The following is a 21413-nucleotide window of genomic DNA, read 5'->3' on the forward strand; positions in this document are numbered from 1 at the left end:
TTACTTTTTTTGTTAAAGAATAAAATGCTCTTAAACAAGTTTCTCAAAATAATCTCGCTTAGTATTCTCCCATTCCTCCAAAATAATACTATAATAAACATCATCTTTACTGTTTCCTTCAGAGTCGATGTAATTATTTCGAAATAAACCTTCTTTTAGGGCACCCAATTTTTCAATAGCTCTTTGCGATTTTTCGTTCTCAAGATCAGCACTGAATTGTATTCTTTTGAACCCAATGTTTTCGAAACCAAATTTTAGCAACTCATATTTGCAGGCTTTATTTAATCCAGTTCCCTGAAATTCTTTTCCGTACCATGTCCAGCCAATTTCACATTTTTGACTCGCATGATTTAAATAGCCGTATCGGGTGCTTCCTGCAACTTTATTAGTGGCTTTATCAATAATTAGAAACGGGTAACAAATTCCGTCTGCTTTTTGTTTTAATGTATTTTGAATATAGTTTTCAAAGTCCTGATCGTTTCGAACGTACATTCCCATATATTTCCAGATTTCATCATCAAAAATGATTTCTTTGAGTTCAATGTTTCTTTGGTCTTCAAAAGGAATCAACAGTACCTTTTCGTTTTCCAGAGTAATTTTTGATTGTAGGATTTCGCTGTTCATGATTTGATATATATTAAAGTAAAACCAGAAGTAAAAGTAATTGTTTAATTTTTTTAAATAAATCAAATAATACAACATTTTGTTATGTTTTTAAAGCAGGTGCCAATCTTAAAAAGAATCATAAACTGTTGTGAGCCCGCTTAGAGTAAATAATTTGTTTATTTTAAAGCTCATGAATAATTATTACTTATTTTTACGACCCAATATTAGATTATTTCCTCGATGCAAACTTCTCTAAAAATTGCTGTTGTTGGTTCTGGACTTGTAGGATCGCTGCTGGCAATTTATCTTAAAAAAGCCGGTCACACCGTTCATGTTTATGATCGTAGCCCCGATATTAGAAAAATAAATTTCTCTGGTCGTTCTATTAACCTGGCAATGTCCAATCGTGGTTGGAAAGCACTTGATGCAGTTGGTGTTGGTGATTCGGTTCGTGAAATTGCAATTCCGATGGACAAACGTGCGATTCATTTGGTTGATAAACTCAATTTTCAGAATTACGGTCAGGAAGGCGAATCTATTTATTCTATTTCAAGAGGAATGCTGAACAGAAGAATGATTGATCTGGCCGAAAATGCCGGAGCCGAATTTCATTTTGAACAGAAAATTTGGGACGTCACACTAAACGATGCAACGTTGCATATTGGGGAAAGTGAAAGAGGCGAGTGGGAAGAAAGAAAATATGATATGGTTTTTGGTGCCGATGGAGCATTTTCCAGAATTCGTCACAGAATGCAACGCCAGAGCATGTTTAATTATTCACAGGAATTTTTGAATATGGGATATAAGGAATTAAACATTCCGGCAAATGCTAATGCAACTCATAAACTCGATAAAAACTCTTTTCATATTTGGCCAAGAGGAGAGTATATGTTAATTGCACTTCCTAATCTTGACGGAAGTTTTACTTGTACTTTATTTATGCCTTTTGAAGGAGAAAATTCTTTTGAATCCTTAACTGATAGAAAAATGGTGGAGGATTTCTTTGAGAAAAACTTCCCCGATTCGATTGAAGTGATTCCGGAACTGGCAAATGATTTCTTTAAAAACCCTACTAGTACATTGGTTACCATGAAATGTTTTCCATGGACTTTTGAAGATAAAATTGCTTTAATCGGTGATGCATGTCATGCTATTGTTCCGTTTTATGGACAAGGTATGAATGCCGGTTTTGAAGATATCACGGTTCTAAATGAAATGATTGAAAAGTATGGAGACGACTGGAAAAAGATTTTCTCAGAATATCAGATTTCCCGTAAACCAAATGCCGACGCAATTGCAGAACTTTCATATCGTAATTTCATGGAAATGAGTACAAAAACGGCAGATGAAAAATTCTTATTGCAAAAGAAAATAGAAAAAATCTTTTCAGATAAACATCCGGACAAATGGATTCCGCTTTATAGCCGCGTAACTTTTAGTGATCGTCCTTATGCAGAAGCTTTAGCAATTGGCGATTTCCAAAACGGAATTATGGAAGAAGTTCTAAAACTGGATAACATAGAAAGTATTTGGGATACACCAGTGGTTGAAAACAAAATTCTGGAACTCCTGCAGAAAGCATAAATATTTTAAACCATATAAGTCATATAAGTTAATATAAAGCTTTGCATATAGTAAACCCGACAGTTTTTTAAAACCTGTCGGGTTTGTTATTTAAGGACACAATATAATTCGATATATAAATTAACTTATATAACTTATATGGTTTGATTTTTTTACTATTTCTTAAATATTTTGGTTAAAACTCCAAAAACACCTCTTATAAAGGTAGCGCTTGTTACCACTTTAAGAACAGATTTACCAACCACACTTGCAGTGCTTGGTTCGGCTTTCGAAGATTTTGCAGGTGCTTGTTCTTCTTGTTGGGCTGCAGCCTGATTTGCATCTTCTATTTTTTTAGTTAAAATCTCATAAGCGCTTTCACGATCGATTTCTTCCGCATATTTTTTAACCAATTTAGATTTGCCATTAATATCTTCGATTTCATCAGAAGATAAAATATCCATTCGGCTTTGTGGAGCACGCATCATAGTCGCAACAAGTGGTGTTGGAACTCCTTTTTCATTTAAAGCAGTAACCAAAGCTTCACCTATTCCTAAACTTGTCAATAATTCGTCAGTCTTATAATATGCTGAAGTTGGATAATTGTCAGCAGTTTTTTTAATAGCCTGACGGTCATTAGCAGTAAACGCTCTAAGTGCATGTTGAATCTTCAATCCTAACTGAGCCAAAACTCCACTAGGAATATCCATTGGATTTTGAGTGACAAAATAAACACCAACACCTTTAGAGCGAATTAATTTCACAATAGTTTCAATCTGTTCCAATAAGGCTTTGCTTGCTTCGTTGAAAATTAAATGCGCTTCATCAATAAAGATGACCAGTTCGGGTTGTTCAGCATCTCCTTTTTCAGGCATTTTTTGATAAATTTCAGCCAAAAGGCTTAACATAAAGGTAGAAAACAATTTAGGCTTGTCCTGAATATCTGTCAATCGGATGATATTTACATAACCTTTTCCGTTTTCATCAATGCGCATTAAGTCATCCGTTTCAAAAGATAATTCGCCAAAAAAGATATCACCACCCTGTTGTTCCAGTTCAATTATCTTTCTTAGAATTGTTCCTGTTGTTGCGGTTGAAATTTTACCATAATTGGCTGCGATTTCATCTTTGCCTTCTTCTGTAATATAATTGATAACCTTTTTTATGTCTTTTAGATCTAATAAAGGCATTTGGTTATCATCACAATATTTAAATATAACAGCAACAACTCCCGCCTGCGTGTCATTAAGGTCTAATATTCTGGAGAACAGTACCGGACCAAATTCAGAAACCGTTGCACGTAAACGAACTCCATCTTGTTTAGACAGCGACATTAATTCAACAGGAAATGATGCTACATTAAAAGGTATGTTTATTTTGGCGTGACGTTCAGTAATAAAGCCTTCTTCTTTACCTTCTTTAGCAATACCACTAAAGTCACCTTTTATGTCCATCATTAAAACCGGAATTCCGGCGTTTGATAATTGCTCAGAAAACACCTGAATAGTTTTGGTTTTTCCTGTTCCGGTAGCGCCGGCGATTAATCCGTGACGATTGAGAGTCTTTAGAGGAATCTTAACGTGAGCCTCAGCAATTGCTTCACCATCTAAAATTGCACCACCAAGAATAATGGTGTCGCCTTTGGCAAGATATCCGTTATTTATATCCTGAATGAAATTATCTTTTTTATTCATGTTTTTATTTGTAATTTAGATGATTATAAGAGTTTTGCTTTGTAATTTAACAATTTGACTGTCTTTTTTTTAGTAAGAAAAAGCGTTTTTTCATTAAAAAATAGATAAAAAGTGATTTCGCAACTTTTTAAGAAGATTTCAATGGATTGTTTGAATATTTACTAAAACGTTGTAATTTTTTTATTATTAGGCCTTTTTTTTGTTTTATCACAAAAAAGACACCGCCAAATTAATGAGATATTTTTTAATTTGACGTTAAATTTCATTCAATAAAATTAAAAAAAGTTTTTTTATTTAAACTAAACGTATAAATTTGCTACCCTACAAGTTAAATATAACTAAAAAATAAAAATTATTTAAAACTATTAAAATTAAAAAAAATGGCAAACGTTAAAGTTAAAAAAGAAAGCACTTCAAATGGGGGAGGAATGATTTCAGGAATCATTATTGCAGCATGTGTTTTTGTAGGTTGGTTAATCTGGAAATTCGTTATGGGGGATTCAGCTAACTTTGAAGGAGGGAATCCAGAAACAGGTCACCCAATCAATACTTTAGGGATGGTGTACAAAGGAGGTTTTATTGTACCTGTATTATTAGGTATGCTTTTAATGGTTGTTGTTTTTTCTATTGAGAGATTTATCGTTATTGGTAAAGCTGCTGGTAAAGCTAACTTAGATGCATTTATGAAAAATGTACAAGGAAGTATTAAAGAAGGAAACATCGAAGGAGCTATCGCTTCATGTGACAAACAACAAGGTTCAGTTGCAAATGCAATTAAATCTGCTTTGATTAAATATCAAGACGTTAAAAAAGAAGGTTTCAATAGTGAAGAGGCTTCAGAAGTAATCCACAAAGAAATCGAAGAGGCTACTTCATTAGAAATGCCAATGTTAGAAAAAAATATGACTATTATCTCTACTTTAGTATCTTTAGGTACATTAGGAGGATTATTAGGAACAGTATCAGGTATGATTAAAGCGTTTGGTGCGTTAGCTTCTGCTGGTACTCCAGACCAGGCTGCACTTGCAACAGGTATCTCTGAAGCACTTATCAACACTGCAACAGGTATCTCTACTTCTATCTTTGCAATTGTTTCTTACAACTTCTTTACTGCTAAAATTGACGATTTAACTTACTCTATTGATGAGGCTGGTACTACAATCGTGAATACTTACAGAAAATTCAGAGGAAGTTTAAAACAATAATTAATTTTTGATATATAAATAATTAGATTTAATTATATCAAAATAAAATAAAAGATAATGGCTAAAATTAAAATGAAAAAGAAGTCGACATCGACAGATATGACTGCCATGTGTGATGTTGCGTTCCTTTTGCTTACGTTCTTTATCTTGACTGCTACTGCTAAAGTGCCTGAAGCGCTTCCTGTTGATATGCCTGCTTCTACTGTAGAACATAAATTACCAGATTCTAATTTGGCAATTATTACAATAGGAAAAGGAGCAGACGGGAAAAGTAAAGTGTTTTTCGATATCAAAGGAAGAGAGATTCGTAAAAGAACTCTTGAAGGTATGGGAGCAAAATTCGGTGTTACTTTTTCAGAAGATGATAAGGCTAAATTTGCATTAATGGATGACTTCGGTGTTCCAGTAGCTAGTTTAAAGCAAATCATTGATATGAAAGCAGCTGACAGAACTAAAGCAAATCAGCCAGGTATTCCAATCGATTCTTTAGATAATCAATTAAAAGAGTGGCTTTTAGTTTCAAGAAGAGCTACAATTGATCTTGAGGATAAAGAATTAGAGATTGCAATAAAAGGAGATGCTAAAGAACAATATCCACAAATCAAAAAGATTATGGATATTTTACAAGATCAGAAAATCAATTCCTTTAACTTAGTTACAGGTACGAGAGGAAAAGACTTTTAATTAAAAAAGATACACTAAAATGGCTGAATTAAATACCGGCGACGGTGGTGGCGGAAAAGGTGGCAAAGTAAGAAGTAAAAAGCAAAATTCGAAAGTCGATTTAACGGCAATGGTGGATTTGGCGTTCTTACTGATCACGTTCTTTATGTTAACCACATCGTTGTCAAAACCTAAAGCAATGGATTTGTCGTTGCCAGATAAAGACGATGATCCGAATAAACCAAAGGTTGATACGAAAGTAGATGAAAATCGTACTATGACAGTAATGTTGGGTGCAGATAATAAAGTGGTTTATTACATGGGGTTATTAGCTAGTCCTAAAGTAGGGCCAAAGGATATCGCTTATGGAAAAGATGGTATCCGAAGAGAATTATTAAAACAAAAACAAAATGTTTTAGCATATTCTACAGCTTTAGGAAAACCTAAGAATGGAATCATTGTAATTATCAAACCAACTAAGAAATCAAATTACCGTAATTTGGTTGATATCTTAGATGAAATGGCGATCACTGGAGTTGAAACGTATGCAATTGTTCCTGAGTTTACACCAGAAGAAACAAAAGTTATAGATAAACAATAAGAGTGATCTTAAGTTTTGTCAACTTAAAAATCTAGAAAAATGAAATTAGATATTATAAAAAATCAGTGGCTTGATATCGTATTCGAAGGACGTAATAAGATATATGGTGCATATGAGTTAAGAAAATCGAACAACAAGACTACGGTAAGAGCACTTATCATAGGTTCGATTATTTTTAGCTTTGCTGTTGCAGCTCCTCTTATTGCAAGTTATTTGCCAGATTCTGGTGAAGAAGATATGGATAAGGATATTAAGATCGCTACAGTTAAATTACCTCCTAAGAAAAAAGAAGAGGTAAAACCAAATGAACCACCACCACCGCCACCACCACCAAAAGTGGATCAGGTGAAGTTTGTGAAGCCGGTTGTTGCTAAAGCAGAAGAGGTTACTGAGGATCCACCAAAAATTGAAGATCTTAAAGATAAGAAAGTTGGTGCTGAAACTATCAAAGGAGATCCGGATGCAGTTTTAACTGTTGATGAACCAGTAGGTACTGGTACTGCTGCGGTAGTTGAAGAAGATACTCAGATTTATAACACAGCTGGTATCGAAGTAAAACCAGATTTCCCTGGAGGAATTGATAAATTCTACAAATTTGTAGGAAACAATTACAAAACTCCGGAAGAAGAAGGTTTAAAAGGTAAAGTTTACGTTACTTTTGTAGTTGAAAAAGACGGTTCATTAACCGACATTAAAGTTCTAAGGGATATCGGTTACGGTACAGGAGCAGAAGCAATTCGTGTTCTTAAGAAGTGTCCAAAATGGACTCCTGGTGAGCAAAATGGTAAAAAAGTTAGGGTATTGTACTCTCTTCCTATTACTATTCAATCTGCAGACTAATGTTAAAAGATATGCTTAATAATATTCTGAAGAAATCGCTCAAAGAGCGATTTCTTCTTGTTTTAGGAATACTGTTTTTTTTAATATATCTTGTGCTGGGTTTAATGATTATGTTTTGGGAAAAATTACCTTTAAACATGGAACCTAAATACAGATATGCTTTTGGAGGACTATTGATTGTGTATTCAGGAATACGTTTTCTCAGATTAATTAATTCAAATACAGAGTAAGTTATGTTAAAGTATAGTAAAATTGTTGGAATAGTTCTTCTTGTCTTTTTGTTTGCTATGTGTAACCAAAAAAGCAAGAATGATACTAAAGAAACGATTTTAAAAGGATCAATTGATATAACAGTTGATGAAACAGTAAAGCCAATTATTGATGATCAGGTAGCTGTTTTCGAAGGAACTTACTATGGCGCTAAGATTATAGTGAAGCCTAAATCTGAGGTAGAGCTTATAAATGATTTGTTGAATCAAAAAGCTAAGGTTGTTGTCACTGCTCGCAATCTGACAGCAGAGGAACTGTTAAGGTTTGAAAAAAGTAAAATTAAACCCAGAGTTACGCCGTTTGCTATTGATGCGATTGCTTTAATTTCAAACAAAAGCAATAATGATACGTTAATTGCGTTGAAAACTGTACTGGATTTTATGCAAGGTAAGAAAGACACTGGAATAAAAGGGCTTGTTTTTGATAATCCAAATTCTAGTACGGTGCATTATATGAAAGAGTTGGCAAAAGTAAAAGATATTCCTTCGGCTGGAGTTTTTTCTTTTAAAACAAATAACGAGGTTATTAAATTTGTTTCTGAAAATGAAGGAATGATTGGTGTAGTTGGAGTTAACTGGTTGTCACAGCCTTCAGCAGACATGGTTGATTTTATAAAAAAAGTCAATATCTTAGGTGTTAAAGGTTTAAAAGAGAATAAATATTACTATCCAAGTCAAAATGATCTTGCTGAGGAAAAGTATCCTTTGGCACGTGATTTGTTTATTATAAATTGTCAGGGTTATTCCGGATTGGGAATGGGGTTTTCTTCGTTTGTTGCCGGAGACATTGGTCAAAGAATAATATTAAAATCAAGTTTAATGCCGGTGAAAACACCAGGACGAAAACTTCAGATTAGAAGTCAAATTATAAACGATAAAGAATAAATTAATTACAATTAAGATGAATAAATTTAAAATTTTTAGTCTTGCCTTAGTTGCTACAACTTCTGTAGTAAAAGCGCAGGATATCAAAGAAGCTAGAAAAGCAATTGATGCGGAGCAATTTCAAAAAGCAAAATCTTTGCTTAAATCAATCATCAAAGCAAAACCTTCTGATGGAGAAGCTAATTTTGTATTAGGTAATATCTATTTAAATCAAACTGTAGTAGATTCTGCTAAAATCTATTATTTGAATGGAATTGAAGCATCAGATAAGAAAAATTTAAATTATATTGGTTTAGGTCAAATAGATTTAGATAATAAAAATACTGCTGCAGCTCAGGCAAACTTCGGTTTAGCAACTAAAGATATGAAGCGTAAAGATGTTGATGAGTATATTTACATCGGAAAAGCATATATGAATTCAGTTAATCCTGATTATAATAGTGCAATTACAAGTTTAAAACGTGCCTTGTTAATTGAGCCACAAAATGCAACTGCACTTTTGACAATTGGTGATGCTTATTATGGAGCAAACAACCAAAACGAAGCTTACAAAGCTTACCGTGATGCATTTACTGCAGATCCAACACTTTTAAGAGCTAAAATGCAATTAGGTGTTTTATTGAAAGGGGCTAAATCTTATGATGAAGCTATTAAAGCATTCAATGAAGTAATTGCGATCAACCCAAATTACGGTCCTGTATATAGAGAGTTAGCCGAAACATATTACAAATGGGGTAGAAATAAACCTTCTACTTCTAAAGTAAATATGCAAAATGCAATTACGAACTACGAAAAATATTTAAGTCTAACGGACTACTCTTTAGATTCAAAAATGCGTCATGCAGATTTCTTGATTTTAGTAAAAGATTACAAAAATTTAGAATCTGTTGCAAATAAAATGATTGCTGAAGATAAAGTTAACCCGAGAATTTACAGATATTTAGGATATTCTGCTTACGAAAACGGAAATATTGACGTTGCTCTAAAATCTTTAGAGGATTATGTTAAAGTTCCTTCTAACAAAGTAATCGCAAAAGATTACTTATACTTAGGTTTTGCAAAAATTAAAAAAGGTACAGCTGCTGACGGTACTGTAGAAGCTGGTGCTTTTGAAGCTGGATTAACAGATATTAAAAAAGCTGTTGCAATGGAGCCTTTAGCAGTAGAGGATTTAGGTGATTTTGGAAAAGAATTGTTTACTAAAAAACAATATAATCAGGCGGCTGCTATTTATGAATTGAGTACAAACAATACTGATCAGAAAAATTATTTGAATGATAATGTGTATTATGGTATCTCAATCTTTTATGCAAATGCAAACAAAGACAAAACAGCTATCGATGCTGCAGGATTAGCTAAAGCTGATGCTGCTTTTGACAGAGTTTTAGTGGCTTCGCCAACTTATGATGAGGCTTACTTGTATAAAGGAAGAATCAATAACTTGTTGGAAAAAGATGATTTAATCATTAAAAACTACGAAGAGTATGTAGCAAAAACTACTGCTAAAGGTGCAGAAGAACTTGCTAAACCGGCAACAGTTAAAAAAATAGTTGAAGCTTACAATGCTATTGGTGCTAGTTATGCAAATACAGATAAAGCTAAAGCAATTGAGTATTTCAATAAATCTTTAGTTTTAGATCCTGCTAATACTTATGCAGCTCAATCTGTAAAAGCTTTAAAATAATAAATTTACATTACAGAATAGTAAACCGATAGTTCAAAAAGCTATCGGTTTTTTTGTTCCGTAATTTATTGAGTATCTTTGCACTTTAAAATAAAGTAATGTTATCAAAAGAAATACAATTAGAAGTTAATAAAGGTGCGATGTTACCCCTAATGGAGGAATTTTATACTATTCAGGGGGAAGGTTTTCATACAGGAACTGCTGCCTACTTTATTAGAATTGGAGGGTGTGATGTTGGTTGTCACTGGTGCGATGTAAAAGAAAGCTGGAATGCAGAGTTACATCCGCCAACTAGTATTGACTTGATCGTGAAAAATGCTTCTGCGTATGCAGATACTGTAGTAGTAACGGGTGGAGAACCTTTATCCTGGGATATGACTTTGTTAACGCAAAAGTTAAAAGACGAAAATTTAAGAGTTCATATTGAGACTTCGGGGGCTTATCCTTTAAGCGGAACATGGGACTGGATTTGTCTTTCTCCTAAAAAAAATAAGCTTCCAACGCAAACTGTTTATGACAATGCGCACGAGTTAAAAGTGATTATTCATAATAAGCATGATTTTATTTTTGCAGAAGAACAGGCTGAGCTTGTAAATGACAAGGCTATTTTATTTCTTCAACCTGAATGGAGTAAAAAAGAAGAAATGACCCCATTGATTGTTGATTATGTTATGAATAATCCAAAATGGCGCGTTTCTCTTCAAACACATAAATATTTAAATATACCCTAAAATAAAAAATCTCTTCGATTGAAGAGATTTTTTATTTTAGTATCATTTTGGAAGTAATTATTCCCAATTTTTGTGTTTCTTTAGTGTTGTGATATGTGCTAAATGATGATTTCCGTGCCAGGCATACATTCCAATCATTCGTTTTATGGCGATTTCTGAATTATTTTCAGGGTGTATGAAAGATTTTTCTAAATCGGCTTCAGATAAATTTTTCAGAATATAGGCTATTCTAAAATGAAGTCCCTCTAATAAAGATAATGTTGGTTCAATTGGCATATGTAGATTATCATATAACTCAGACCATAATGTTTCGTCATATGCTTTGATGACAGGGTTGTTTTCTGTTAAGGCCCATTTAATTCTGATAAAACAGTTCATATGGCTTTCGGCACAATGATGAATTACCTGTCGAACAGTCCATCCATCAGGACGATAACGTGTGTTTAATTGTTCATTATTTAAATGAAGAGTTTCTTTTTTTAATTTCTCAGGAAAACTTGCTATTTCTTCAATTTTATTTGAAATATATGAAGCAGTGTATTCTAAAGGAGTTTCAAATTTTCCTATAGGATATTTTAGTTTTTCTAAATCAAATTCTTTCATTGCGTTTGTTTTAATGTTGAATAGAAAGTTTTGCTAAATAATCATAATGTGAGCCTTCTAAAATTAGTTCACATTTTAGACCATTTGCAATTGCAGCATTCTGAAGAGTATTATAGTCTAAATACAACCAGTCAAAAGTATCTTCTTTTTCTCCTTTATAAGAAATAGTAAAAGTTAGTTCTCCATAATAGTCAGTCGTTGACGGAATCCATTTTCCTCCATCTTCGTCTTCGTCAAACATGTAAATAATGTCTGAGCTATCTATTAAAATTTGACCTTCAGGATTTAAGAGTGATTTTAGTTTCGATAAATAAGTATTGCAGTTTTCTAGTTTACCAAAAATCCCGGTACCATTCATTAATAATAGAATGGTGTCAAATTTTTCACCTTCAAAATCTAATATATTTTGAACTATGGCATTTTTTGCGCCGCGCAATTTGCAAGTTTCAATTGCTTTTTCTGAGATATCAATTGAGGTGACTTCTATATTACGGTCGTTTTGCAAAGAAAGAGTATGGCTTCCTGCTCCGCATCCTACATCAAGAGTTTTTCCGGAAGTTAATTGCAATGCTTTTTGTTCCAGTTGTGGCATTTCGTTGTAAGAACGGAATAAGTATTCTACACTCATTTCATCTTCTTCAGATATTGAAGTTTCAGTTATGATGTTTTCTGGGTTATTATTGGTTTGGAAATCGAACATCGCTTTCCCAAAAAGATCTTTCATTGTATTTTAGTTCAAAGTTTAAGGTTTCAAGTTTAAAGTTGTTTAATTTTGCACGTCAACTTTAAATTTTAAACTTGAAACAAATTTTAAATAGCTTAAATAAGTTAGCCAAAGATAAGCATATCGAAAACAAAAAGTATTTTGATAAGCTTAAAAAGAAACAGCCTAAAAATTTAGATTACATTATGCAGGATTTGCATGATGCTGAATTTAAAAAAACAGATTGCCTGCAATGTGCCAATTGTTGTAAAACAACTGGGCCATTATTTACTTTGGCTGATATTGAGAGGATCTCAAAATCCTTCAGGCAAAAGCCACAGCAGTTTATTGATCAATATCTTCGAATTGATGAGGATAAGGATTATGTTTTAAAAAGCGTTCCTTGTACCTTTTTAGATAATGAAAATTATTGTATGATTTATGATGTTCGTCCGAAAGCTTGCAGAGAGTTTCCTCATACAGATCGTAAGAAGTTTTTTCAAATAGCAGATCTTACTTTAAAGAACGTTGCTATATGTCCGGCTGCATATAATATTGTAGAAGAAATGAAAAAGAAACTTCCGTTATAAGAATGCTAAAAGTTTTGTAATTGCTTAAAGGGGAAAAAGTTTTTTTTAGTTTTTTAAATGTATTTTTGGCTTAGAGAAGTATAAATATTAACGTAACATCAAAAAATTGAATTTAGAATATTTTATAGCCAGAAGACTTATTACTTCAAAAGATTATAAAAGTAGTATTTCGGCGCCTATTATAAAAATTGCCATTTCGGCCATTGCTATCGGTATTATTATGATGTTGGTTTCGGTTGCAACTGGAATTGGTTTGCAGAAGAAAATTCGTGAAAAAGTTTCGGCTTTCAATGGCCAAATCATAATTTCAAATTTTGATAATAATAATTCCGAAGTTACATTAGTGCCTATTTCTAAAAAGCAGGAGTTTTATCCTAATTTTAAATCAGTTCCCGAAGTTAGCCATATTCAGGCTATTGCTAGTAAAGCTGGAATTATCAGGACAGAAAACGCATTTGAAGGAATTATTTTTAAAGGAGTTGGGGCAGATTATAATTGGGGCAATATAAAGGAATATCTTGTTGAAGGGAATCTGCCTGATTTTTCAAAGGCGCTAAATGAGGATGTTATTATTTCGAGATTTCTGGCTGATCGTCTTAATTTGAAAGTTGGTGATGATTTTAATACATTTTTTATAAAAGAGGAGCAAGGGAAAATGCCCAATATCCGTCGGTTTAAAATTGCGGGTATTTTTAATTCAGGATTTCAGGATTTTGATGCTACATTTATAATTGGAGATATTAGACATATACAAAGAATTAATAAATGGTCTCCGGATCAAATAGGTGCTTTCGAAGTTTTTGTTAAGGATTTCAATACTATTAAGGCAACAGGTAATCAGATTTATGAACAAACTTCATCAAGTTTGGATACCAAGACGATAATAGAAAAGTATAGCTATATTTTTGACTGGTTGCAGCTTTTTGATTTTAATATTATAGTAATACTTGCGGTTATGATTTTAGTTGCTACTATTAATATGGTGGTGGCGTTGTTGGTTTTAATTTTAGAACGTACACAAATGATTGGAATATTGAAGTCATTAGGAGCTAATAACTGGACAGTTCGAAAAATATTTCTTTACAATGCGTTCTATCTAATTATGCGGGGATTGTTTTGGGGGAATTTAATAGGTATTTCTATTTTGTTAATTCAGCAACAGTTTGGAATAGTTCAGTTAAATCCTGAAAATTATTATGTGAACCAGGCACCAGTGTATCTAAATTGGGGATATGTAGTTTTATTGAACTTGCTGACCATTACAATTTGCTTTTTGGTTCTTTTAATTCCATCATATATTATAACGAAAATCTCACCAGTGAAAGCTATTCGTTTCGATTAGTCATTTTTATTCTATAATAGTATGTATACAACCCGATAGGTTTTCAGAACCTGTCGGGTTTGTTTTTGTAGATATATAAGTATAAAGTTCTACTATACTATATAAGGTAGAATCCTGTTGGGTTGATTGGAATCAAATAGTTTGTAATTTGGAATTTTCGGATTTGGAATTTAATAAGAAGCTGTTTCCACCACTATCGGGACTATTTGGATTGTTTTGAGAATGGATTATAGGATTAGCTGGTATAAGAGAGAGATAAAAAGATAGAAAAAAGCGAGGATAAGGATTAAAAAACATGAAAACTCATCAAAAAGTAAAGGCTGAAACAGGCAAAAATTACCAAAACCACAGCTAAAACAAGAAAAACCTTACGTATAATAGAAAAAGTATGATTTGTAAAGTATGTGTTATCAGAGTATTAAGAAAAAGGATAAAAAAAGGGCGAAAAAAAGTGGTTAAAAAGTATTGTAAATGCGGATAAAGGTTCTACTTTTGCACCCGCAACAACGACAAACGTTCCCTGAAATACTGACAAGCTACTAAAACAAACGGAAAGAAATTTTCGAAAAAAAGATTAGAAAAAGCTTGTGAGATTTAAAAACGGATGTTACATTTGCACCCCGCAAAATACGGAAAGTTCATTGACAGATTGGTAAATTGGGAAGTATAAAATGGAAAGAAATTTTCAAAAAAAACTTCAAAAAACATTTGCCAGTTAGAAATAAGTTTTCTACTTTTGCACCCGCTTTGAGAGACAAGCGAAACAAAAAGAAATACACGTTCGTAGACATATTGAATTGACAGCCGTTCCGATGAAAATCGGAACAAAAGAATAAGAGTAATAGAATTGAGAGATTCGAAAAGAACCACTAGATAATACATCGCAATATAATATAAAAAATATACGATGAAGAGTTTGATCCTGGCTCAGGATGAACGCTAGCGGCAGGCTTAACACATGCAAGTCGAGGGGTATATGTCTTCGGATATAGAGACCGGCGCACGGGTGCGTAACGCGTATGCAATCTACCTTTTACAGAGGGATAGCCCAGAGAAATTTGGATTAATACCTCATAGCATAGCAACTTCGCATGAAGTCACTATTAAAGTCACAACGGTAAAAGATGAGCATGCGTCCCATTAGCTAGTTGGTAAGGTAACGGCTTACCAAGGCAACGATGGGTAGGGGTCCTGAGAGGGAGATCCCCCACACTGGTACTGAGACACGGACCAGACTCCTACGGGAGGCAGCAGTGAGGAATATTGGACAATGGGCGCAAGCCTGATCCAGCCATGCCGCGTGCAGGATGACGGTCCTATGGATTGTAAACTGCTTTTGTACGAGAAGAAACACTCCTACGTGTAGGAGCTTGACGGTATCGTAAGAATAAGGATCGGCTAACTCCGTGCCAGCAGCCGCGGTAATACGGAGGATCCAAGCGTTATCCGGAATCATTGGGTTTAAAGGGTCCGTAGGCGGTTTAGTAAGTCAGTGGTGAAAGCCCATCGCTCAACGGTGGAACGGCCATTGATACTGCTAAACTTGAATTATTAGGAAGTAACTAGAATATGTAGTGTAGCGGTGAAATGCTTAGAGATTACATGGAATACCAATTGCGAAGGCAGGTTACTACTAATGGATTGACGCTGATGGACGAAAGCGTGGGTAGCGAACAGGATTAGATACTCTGGTAGTCCACGCCGTAAACGATGGATACTAGCTGTTGGGAGCAATTTCAGTGGCTAAGCGAAAGTGATAAGTATCCCACCTGGGGAGTACGTTCGCAAGAATGAAACTCAAAGGAATTGACGGGGGCCCGCACAAGCGGTGGAGCATGTGGTTTAATTCGATGATACGCGAGGAACCTTACCAAGGCTTAAATGTAGATTGACCGGTTTGGAAACAGATCTTTCGCAAGACAATTTACAAGGTGCTGCATGGTTGTCGTCAGCTCGTGCCGTGAGGTGTCAGGTTAAGTCCTATAACGAGCGCAACCCCTGTTGTTAGTTGCCAGCGAGTCATGTCGGGAACTCTAACAAGACTGCCAGTGCAAACTGTGAGGAAGGTGGGGATGACGTCAAATCATCACGGCCCTTACGCCTTGGGCTACACACGTGCTACAATGGCCGGTACAGAGAGCAGCCACTGGGCGACCAGGAGCGAATCTATAAAACCGGTCACAGTTCGGATCGGAGTCTGCAACTCGACTCCGTGAAGCTGGAATCGCTAGTAATCGGATATCAGCCATGATCCGGTGAATACGTTCCCGGGCCTTGTACACACCGCCCGTCAAGCCATGGAAGCTGGGGGTGCCTGAAGTCGGTGACCGCAAGGAGCTGCCTAGGGTAAAACTGGTAACTAGGGCTAAGTCGTAACAAGGTAGCCGTACCGGAAGGTGCGGCTGGAACACCTCCTTTCTAGAGCCTCGAATGTTAGTGCTTGCACACGTTGAGGAAAAAAGATGTGAATCGAATGGATCTGAATATTAAAATTCAATTACTCTTGCTGTTAATTTAAAAATAATGAAAATTAAGTAAAACAGAGTCTCGTAGCTCAGCTGGTTAGAGTACTACACTGATAATGTAGGGGTCGGCAGTTCGAGTCTGCCCGGGACTACTATTTAACTTAAAACAAAGGAAATTTTAGAGGTTGAGACCTTATGAGCAATAATTCATAACTCATAACTAATAACTCATCACTAAGAAAATGGGGGATTAGCTCAGCTGGCTAGAGCGCCTGCCTTGCACGCAGGAGGTCAACGGTTCGACTCCGTTATTCTCCACGATTTTAGTCATAAAGATTAAAGTCATAAAGTCCAAAGTGATTCACTTGACGACTTTTGACTTTTGACCTTCGACTAAATAAAGTTCATTGACATATTGAGATAAGAAAATAATAAAAAGTAGAAAGCGTTTTTTGTTATTAGTAGTAATACAAATAATAAAAGACAAAAAAAAACGGTCATAATTAAATTTATGATTGGTACAATAAGCAAAATAAGGGCGTATGGGGGATGCCTAGGCTCTCAGAGGCGAAGAAGGACGTGATAAGCTGCGAAAAGCTGCGGGGACGAGCACACATCGATTGATCCGCAGATATCCGAATGGGGCAACCCACTATGTTGAAGACATAGTACACCGATAGGTGGGCAAACCCGCTGAACTGAAACATCTAAGTAGGCGGAGGAGAAGAAAACAAAAGTGATTCCGTAAGTAGTGGCGAGCGAACGCGGATTAGCCCAAACCAGTGCTGTTACGGCAGTGCTGGGGTTGTAGGACCACGACATTTCTTGCACAAAGAATTAGAATCTACTGGAAAGTAGAACCATAGAGGGTGATAGTCCCGTATAGGTAATGAGTGTAAAGGATAGTGGTATCCTGAGTAGGGCGGGGCACGTGAAACCCTGTCTGAATTTGGCGGGACCATCCGCTAAGGCTAAATACTCCTGAGAGACCGATAGTGAACCAGTACCGTGAGGGAAAGGTGAAAAGAACCGTGAATAACGGAGTGAAATAGATCCTGAAACCATACGCTTACAAGCGGTCGGAGCCCTTTCGTGGGGTGACGGCGTGCCTTTTGCATAATGAGCCTACGAGTTAACGTTGCTGGCAAGGATAAGTGATTAAGTCACGGATCCGTAGCGAAAGCGAGTCTGAATAGGGCGCTTTAGTCAGTAGTGTTAGACGCGAAACCGTGTGATCTACCCATGGGCAGGTTGAAGCTGTGGTAACACACAGTGGAGGACCGAACCGGTTGACGTTGAAAAGTCTTCGGATGACCTGTGGGTAGGGGTGAAAGGCCAATCAAACTCGGAAATAGCTCGTACTCCCCGAAATGCATTTAGGTGCAGCGCTGATGATAGTTATATAGAGGTAGAGCTACTGATTGGATGCGGGGGCTTCACCGCCTACCAATTCCTGACAAACTCCGAATGCTATATAATGTTTCACAGCAGTGAGGGCTTGGGTGCTAAGGTCCAAGTCCGAGAGGGAAAGAACCCAGACCATCAGCTAAGGTCCCCAAATATATGTTAAGTTGAAAGAACGAGGTTTGTCTGCCCAGACAGCTAGGATGTTGGCTTGGAAGCAGCCATTCATTTAAAGAGTGCGTAACAGCTCACTAGTCGAGCGGACGAGCATGGATAATAATCGGGCATAAACATATTACCGAAGCTATGGATTTACAGTCTGACTGTAAGTGGTAGGGGAGCATTCTAACAGGGTTGAAGGTGTATCGTAAGGTATGCTGGACTGGTTAGAAAAGAAAATGTAGGCATAAGTAACGATAATGCGGGCGAGAAACCCGCACACCGAAAAACTAAGGTTTCCACAGCTATGCTAATCAGCTGTGGGTTAGTCTGGTCCTAAGGCGAACCCGAAAGGGACAGTCGATGGCTAACGGGTTAATATTCCCGTACTACTAATTACTGTGATGGGGTGACGGAGTGATGAAAGCGCCGCGAACTGACGGAATAGTTCGTTGAAGTACCTACCTATAAGAGATGCAGGCAAATCCACATCTTTTGGGGAAATACGATAGTACTCGGAGTCTTCGGACAAAGAGATAGTGCGCCTAAGGGCTTCCAAGAAAAACCTCTAAACTTCAGGTAATTAGTACCAGTACCGTAAACCGACACAGGTAGTTGAGGAGAGAATCCTAAGGTGCTCGAGAGATTCATGGCTAAGGAATTAGGCAAAATAGACCTGTAACTTCGGGAGAAAGGTCGCCAGCGCAAGCTGGCCGCAGTGAAGAGGTCCAGGCGACTGTTTATCAAAAACACAGGGCTCTGCAAAATCGTAAGATGAAGTATAGGGCCTGACACCTGCCCGGTGCTGGAAGGTTAAGAGGAGATGTTATCTTCGGAGAAGCATTGAATTGAAGCCCCAGTAAACGGCGGCCGTAACTATAACGGTCCTAAGGTAGCGAAATTCCTTGTCGGGTAAGTTCCGACCTGCACGAATGGTGTAACGATCTGGACACTGTCTCAGCCATGAGCTCGGTGAAATTGTAGTAACGGTGAAGATGCCGTTTACCCGCAGTGGGACGAAAAGACCCTGTGCACCTTTACTATAGCTTAGTATTGACCTTGGATAAATGATGTGTAGGATAGGTTGGAGACTGTGAAGTGGCGTCGCCAGGCGTTGTGGAGTCATTGTTGAAATACAACCCTTTGTTTATCTGAGGCCTAACCCCGCGTTGTGGGGGACATTGCTTGGTGGGTAGTTTGACTGGGGTGGTCGCCTCCAAAAGAGTAACGGAGGCTTCTAAAGGTTCCCTCAGTACGCTTGGTAACCGTGCGTAGAGTGCAATGGCATAAGGGAGCTTGACTGAGAGACATACAGGTCGATCAGGTACGAAAGTAGAGCATAGTGATCCGGTGGTTCCGCATGGAAGGGCCATCGCTCAAAGGATAAAAGGTACGCCGGGGATAACAGGCTGATCTCCCCCAAGAGCTCATATCGACGGGGGGGTTTGGCACCTCGATGTCGGCTCGTCACATCCTGGGGCTGGAGAAGGTCCCAAGGGTTGGGCTGTTCGCCCATTAAAGTGGCACGCGAGCTGGGTTCAGAACGTCGTGAGACAGTTCGGTCTCTATCTACTGTGGGCGTTAGAAATTTGAGTGGATCTGATTCTAGTACGAGAGGACCGAATTGGACAAACCTCTAGTGTATCTGTTGTCCCGCCAGGGGCACCGCAGAGTAGCTACGTTTGGAAGGGATAAGCGCTGAAAGCATATAAGCGCGAAACCCACCACAAGATGAGATTTCTTTTAAGGATCGTGGAAGATGACCACGTTGATAGGCTATAGATGTAAAGGCAGTAATGTCATAGTCGAGTAGTACTAATAATCCGTAAGCTTATGTACACCCTTTTCCCGAGAGCGAAAGCTCTCGGGAGGAAACTTTCTAAATACTTTTATGTTTCTTTATCTCAGTATGTTAAGATATTTGCAGCGAAGCTGCAGTTGACAGTTGATGGTTGGTAGCCCGTGGAAACACCAACAACCATAAACCAACAACCGCCAACAATGACCTTAAGGTGGTTATTGCGGCGGGGCTCACCTCTTCCCATCCCGAACAGAGTAGTTAAGCCCGCCTGCGCAGATGGTACTGCAGTTATGTGGGAGAGTATGTCGTCGCCTTTCTTTTAAAAACCCTTTATCAATTGATAGAGGGTTTTTTGTTTTACAACATTTTTTAATGGTACTGCAATTATGTGGGAGCCCCGATAGCTATCGGGGGTCGTCGCCTTTGCTTCGCCAGTTCGGCCAAAAGGCCTCAAGTCTTTTGAAAAACCCTATCCAAATCGGATAGGGTTTTTTGTTTTGTAAAATTTATGATTGCTGTATTTTGTGGTAGCTTCGATAGCTATCAAGAAGCGTTGCCTTTCTTTTGAAAAAAAAACTATCCAAATTGTATAGGGGTATTTTGTGAAATTTTTTGATTGCTGTATTTTATGGGAACTCCGATTGCTACCGGAGAGTGTTGTCTTTCTTTTGAAAAACGCTATCCGGTTTGGATGGAGTTTTTGTTTTTAATGTTTTTTTGAATTATCCTTAAAACTGGATTTCAAAATGGATGGACGTTATGTCTTTTGATTTTGAAGAATTAGGCTTTTTCGGTCACAGTTTTTGTTAATAGGAATAAAGAGAACGACATGAATCAATTCGAGATACTGTTAGTTGAATAAATAGGATTAATATTTTGTTTTTAAGTTATGTGTTAATCGAAAGGAATTTCATTTTGGGTGATGCTTTAAAGTTTTCAAAAATCGTTATTACTAAAGAAAAACCAAATACTGAATTGAAAAGGCAATTTTTGATTTTTTAAAACAGAGTGAATGTGGTTTATCTTATGTAAAGCTGGCGGCAGATTGTTTATTAGTCTTAAACAAGGAAATGGTAGATTTGGAAACGAATAGTAAGAAGAAGAAATCTTTTAATGTTATAGAAGATTATCTTAATAACGATTAGAAAGAGGGATTAAGAAAAGAACCTCAAGAAAGTAAGGTAAGATTTTAGTAAAGATGATTGATTGCTAAATGGGAATCACGACCTATAGTTTAATGTGTGTTTTGAAAAAGGGTTTCATAGTGTTTGTCGCTAATGTTGCGGCTAATTTATTTATCATAAGCTTTAGGTGGAATATGTGTCTTATGAAGTAAATGGGGATGTTTGATTGGGGTAATTCTTTGGCAAGTATTCGAGTCTGGATATGTGGCAAATTAGAAGATAGTAAATCTATTAATTGTGATGATGTGATGGATTGGTGGGAAGAGAAGGTTAAGGCTGTGGGGAAAAAGTATTCTCAGCTATATATTAAGAGCAAATAGTAGTTATAACCCGACAGTTTTCTAAAACCTGTCGGGTTTGTTTTTTGGATGTGCATAGTAATATATAGACATAGAAAATTGGCTAACCAAATTCGGAATTA

At 36.4% G+C, this 21413-nt stretch carries 15 protein-coding genes, 2 tRNA genes and 3 rRNA genes; 16 read left to right on the forward strand and 4 right to left on the reverse strand.

All coding sequences use genetic code 11. The features are described from left to right. Positions 1-30 precede the first annotated feature (30 nt). Complete coding sequence (locus tag OLM51_RS05040) at positions 31-624, reverse strand: GNAT family N-acetyltransferase (RefSeq protein ID WP_264553304.1); 594 nt, start codon at positions 622-624, stop codon at positions 31-33. A 222-nt stretch (positions 625-846) separates the two neighbouring features. Between OLM51_RS05040 and OLM51_RS05045 the strand changes: the two genes are divergently transcribed. Next, positions 847-2190, forward strand: coding sequence for an FAD-dependent oxidoreductase (locus tag OLM51_RS05045; RefSeq protein WP_264553305.1), 1344 nt, complete (start codon positions 847-849; stop codon positions 2188-2190). 155 nt (positions 2191-2345) lie between these two features. On the opposite strand, the gene OLM51_RS05050 is transcribed toward OLM51_RS05045, so the two are convergent. Beyond that, the gene (locus tag OLM51_RS05050) at positions 2346-3863 is read right to left on the reverse strand and encodes a DUF853 domain-containing protein (protein ID WP_264553306.1); all 1518 of its coding nucleotides are present in this window, start codon (positions 3861-3863) and stop codon (positions 2346-2348) included. Positions 3864-4243: 380 nt separating this feature from the next. Between OLM51_RS05050 and OLM51_RS05055 the strand changes: the two genes are divergently transcribed. The 8 genes from OLM51_RS05055 (at position 4244) to OLM51_RS05090 (ending at position 10741) form a co-directional block, all read left to right on the forward strand. Then, a complete protein-coding gene (locus tag OLM51_RS05055; protein WP_264553307.1) occupies positions 4244-5068 on the forward strand; it encodes a MotA/TolQ/ExbB proton channel family protein in 825 nt (274 codons plus the stop codon). Between the two features lie 57 nt (positions 5069-5125). Continuing rightward, positions 5126-5752 carry an ExbD/TolR family protein gene (locus tag OLM51_RS05060; protein WP_264553308.1) on the forward strand — a complete coding sequence of 209 codons (627 nt, stop codon included), beginning with the start codon at positions 5126-5128 and terminating at the stop codon, positions 5750-5752. A gap of 19 nt (positions 5753-5771) precedes the next feature. Continuing rightward, positions 5772-6332, forward strand: coding sequence for an ExbD/TolR family protein (locus OLM51_RS05065; protein ID WP_264553309.1), 561 nt, complete (start codon positions 5772-5774; stop codon positions 6330-6332). Between the two features lie 39 nt (positions 6333-6371). Beyond that, positions 6372-7172, forward strand: coding sequence for an energy transducer TonB (locus OLM51_RS05070; protein WP_264553310.1), 801 nt, complete (start codon positions 6372-6374; stop codon positions 7170-7172). Next, complete coding sequence (locus OLM51_RS05075; protein ID WP_246522463.1) at positions 7172-7402, forward strand: hypothetical protein; 231 nt, start codon at positions 7172-7174, stop codon at positions 7400-7402. The genes OLM51_RS05070 and OLM51_RS05075 overlap by 1 nt, the downstream gene beginning before the upstream one ends. Before the next feature lie 3 nt (positions 7403-7405). Next, a complete protein-coding gene (locus OLM51_RS05080; RefSeq protein ID WP_264553311.1) occupies positions 7406-8326 on the forward strand; it encodes a PstS family phosphate ABC transporter substrate-binding protein in 921 nt (306 codons plus the stop codon). Positions 8327-8342: 16 nt separating this feature from the next. After that, on the forward strand, positions 8343-10010 hold the full coding sequence (locus OLM51_RS05085) for a tetratricopeptide repeat protein (protein WP_264553312.1): 1668 nt from the start codon (positions 8343-8345) through the stop codon (positions 10008-10010). A 98-nt stretch (positions 10011-10108) separates the two neighbouring features. Beyond that, positions 10109-10741: a 7-carboxy-7-deazaguanine synthase QueE gene (locus OLM51_RS05090; RefSeq protein WP_264553313.1), complete on the forward strand. Its 633-nt coding sequence runs from the start codon at positions 10109-10111 to the stop codon at positions 10739-10741. A 57-nt stretch (positions 10742-10798) separates the two neighbouring features. Here OLM51_RS05090 and OLM51_RS05095 read toward each other — a convergent pair whose 3' ends face one another. Both OLM51_RS05095 and OLM51_RS05100 read right to left on the reverse strand, forming a co-directional pair. Next, positions 10799-11344, reverse strand: coding sequence for a YfiT family bacillithiol transferase (locus OLM51_RS05095; protein ID WP_264553314.1), 546 nt, complete (start codon positions 11342-11344; stop codon positions 10799-10801). Positions 11345-11354: 10 nt separating this feature from the next. Further along, entirely contained in the window at positions 11355-12068 is a 714-nt protein-coding gene (locus tag OLM51_RS05100; RefSeq protein WP_264553315.1) for a class I SAM-dependent methyltransferase, read from the reverse strand. Positions 12069-12142: 74 nt separating this feature from the next. Here OLM51_RS05100 and OLM51_RS05105 point away from each other — a divergent pair, with 74 nt between their 5' ends. The 7 genes from OLM51_RS05105 to rrf all read left to right on the forward strand — a co-directional run bounded on the left by OLM51_RS05105 (position 12143) and on the right by rrf (position 20125). Next, positions 12143-12637, forward strand: a complete 495-nt coding sequence (locus tag OLM51_RS05105) for a YkgJ family cysteine cluster protein (protein ID WP_264553316.1) — start codon at positions 12143-12145, stop codon at positions 12635-12637. A 106-nt stretch (positions 12638-12743) separates the two neighbouring features. Beyond that, positions 12744-13979, forward strand: a complete 1236-nt coding sequence (locus OLM51_RS05110) for an ABC transporter permease (RefSeq protein ID WP_264553317.1) — start codon at positions 12744-12746, stop codon at positions 13977-13979. A 904-nt stretch (positions 13980-14883) separates the two neighbouring features. Then, positions 14884-16397, forward strand: a 16S ribosomal RNA gene (locus tag OLM51_RS05115). A 125-nt stretch (positions 16398-16522) separates the two neighbouring features. Continuing rightward, a tRNA-Ile gene (locus OLM51_RS05120) sits at positions 16523-16596 on the forward strand. Positions 16597-16688: 92 nt separating this feature from the next. Further along, positions 16689-16762: transfer RNA gene (locus OLM51_RS05125), tRNA-Ala, on the forward strand. Between the two features lie 203 nt (positions 16763-16965). After that, positions 16966-19846, forward strand: a 23S ribosomal RNA gene (locus tag OLM51_RS05130). Positions 19847-20015: 169 nt separating this feature from the next. Further along, positions 20016-20125, forward strand: a 5S ribosomal RNA gene (gene rrf, locus OLM51_RS05135). Together the 16S, 23S and 5S rRNA genes with 2 tRNA genes alongside form the textbook arrangement of a ribosomal RNA operon. Positions 20126-21413: the final 1288 nt, after the last annotated feature.

The sequence above is a fragment of the Flavobacterium sp. N2038 genome, from assembly GCF_025947185.1.
Taxonomy (GTDB): Bacteria; Bacteroidota; Bacteroidia; order Flavobacteriales; family Flavobacteriaceae; genus Flavobacterium.

What these genes read in the sequence shown, in the direction of transcription:
- OLM51_RS05040 (WP_264553304.1), bottom strand. Translation starts at nt 624, where the DNA reads ATGAACAGCGAAATCCTACAATCAAAAATTACTCTGGAAAACGAAAAG.
- OLM51_RS05045 (WP_264553305.1), top strand. Translation starts at nt 847, where the DNA reads ATGCAAACTTCTCTAAAAATTGCTGTTGTTGGTTCTGGACTTGTAGGA.
- OLM51_RS05050 (WP_264553306.1), bottom strand. Translation starts at nt 3,863, where the DNA reads ATGAATAAAAAAGATAATTTCATTCAGGATATAAATAACGGATATCTT.
- OLM51_RS05055 (WP_264553307.1), top strand. Translation starts at nt 4,244, where the DNA reads ATGGCAAACGTTAAAGTTAAAAAAGAAAGCACTTCAAATGGGGGAGGA.
- OLM51_RS05060 (WP_264553308.1), top strand. Translation starts at nt 5,126, where the DNA reads ATGGCTAAAATTAAAATGAAAAAGAAGTCGACATCGACAGATATGACT.
- OLM51_RS05065 (WP_264553309.1), top strand. Translation starts at nt 5,772, where the DNA reads ATGGCTGAATTAAATACCGGCGACGGTGGTGGCGGAAAAGGTGGCAAA.
- OLM51_RS05070 (WP_264553310.1), top strand. Translation starts at nt 6,372, where the DNA reads ATGAAATTAGATATTATAAAAAATCAGTGGCTTGATATCGTATTCGAA.
- OLM51_RS05075 (WP_246522463.1), top strand. Translation starts at nt 7,172, where the DNA reads ATGTTAAAAGATATGCTTAATAATATTCTGAAGAAATCGCTCAAAGAG.
- OLM51_RS05080 (WP_264553311.1), top strand. Translation starts at nt 7,406, where the DNA reads ATGTTAAAGTATAGTAAAATTGTTGGAATAGTTCTTCTTGTCTTTTTG.
- OLM51_RS05085 (WP_264553312.1), top strand. Translation starts at nt 8,343, where the DNA reads ATGAATAAATTTAAAATTTTTAGTCTTGCCTTAGTTGCTACAACTTCT.
- OLM51_RS05090 (WP_264553313.1), top strand. Translation starts at nt 10,109, where the DNA reads ATGTTATCAAAAGAAATACAATTAGAAGTTAATAAAGGTGCGATGTTA.
- OLM51_RS05095 (WP_264553314.1), bottom strand. Translation starts at nt 11,344, where the DNA reads ATGAAAGAATTTGATTTAGAAAAACTAAAATATCCTATAGGAAAATTT.
- OLM51_RS05100 (WP_264553315.1), bottom strand. Translation starts at nt 12,068, where the DNA reads ATGAAAGATCTTTTTGGGAAAGCGATGTTCGATTTCCAAACCAATAAT.